We start from the raw sequence: 1152 nt of genomic DNA on the forward strand, positions 1-1152 counted from the left end.
TAGAAGGCATGATGGTGCCCTGACAAATGCAGTACGACACCGCTTTCCAGGTGGATTTTTTCAAGTGTCGGATCACCGATGATTTCGCGTTCGCGCTGAATCGCGAAGGGCCAGAGTGGGAGGTGACTGAAAGTGACAATCGGGTCTCCATTTGCCCCCAGTTCCTCAAGTCTGTCCTGCTGGTCGCCGGATAGAGGTCCCAAGGTCGTAGCGTCCAAAGACGCAAACGTTACGCCCTGCATCTCAAAAGCGTAGAAGAACGGGTAGTCATCCGAAACCAGAAAATCGACGTCTAGTTTTCGTGGTATCCATTCCTCTGCGTATATTTTTCTTTCACGCTCGAACCCACGGTACGCAGAGGCATCATGGTTTCCTGGCGTGACCGCAAATGGAATGCCGGCAGCCTCTAAAGGATCTGATACGGCCTCGTGAAACGCCTTCCACATATCCCTGACCTGTTTGTCGGACAAGTTGGGAATGCGCTGTCCCGCAACCATATCTCCGGTCGAAATAACCAGATCTGGATCAATCTCGACTATCCGCTTAATCGCTTTGTCGACGCGGGCATCGTATCTTACCGAACCATAGCTTCCGTTCAGATCCGATATGACGATAACATCCAATGCCGCCGCTTTGCAGGCGAGCAGAGCGGTCCAAATGAACACCGCAATAAGAGCAGAACACCTACGGGTCATTACAGTCCAAGGCCCCTACCTCGGTGTCGTTTCTCAAAAAGAATGCGACAGGATCCAAGTCGAACATCAAATCGCCATTTGAACAATTGCTCTGGAGGATGGACGTTGCCAGCGCAGTATTTTTGACAACTTGTGCAATCTGACTGTCTGACAAACCAAAGCTTTGCGATAGCCAGTCATGGATCGGGCCTTGGGTTTGAAGGTCACTATTCAATGCAACCAGGCGTCGATATGTGCTTGGAGAGAAGTGGCGAATTTTCTCCAGCATTTGAGTAGATTTCGCGAAGTTGGCATACTCGACACGCCCACCAGCATCGTTGTCGTTTAGATTGCTGCGACGGATCAATAACGCGTCGGCGGGAACGTCTCCATCGTTTGGTTCATGGTGCTTGGCTTTCTTATGCTTCAGTTTTCCGTCTTCGACCCAATACCAATAGGGTGTGAAGTCTATGTTTCC

The 1152-nt window shown here is 50.6% G+C and carries 2 protein-coding genes; both read right to left on the reverse strand.

Going from position 1 to position 1152, the window contains the following annotated elements:
- Nucleotides 1-695 (reverse strand): metallophosphoesterase (locus tag ACR0KS_RS20395; protein ID WP_170568225.1); only part of this gene is annotated, 695 nt, incomplete at its 3' end.
- Nucleotides 685-1152: hypothetical protein (locus ACR0KS_RS20400; RefSeq protein ID WP_170568224.1), on the reverse strand; the 468-nt coding region annotated here is incomplete at its 5' end. The genes ACR0KS_RS20400 and ACR0KS_RS20395, both read right to left, overlap by 11 nt.

This window comes from Ruegeria sp. BC7 (assembly GCF_056539165.1).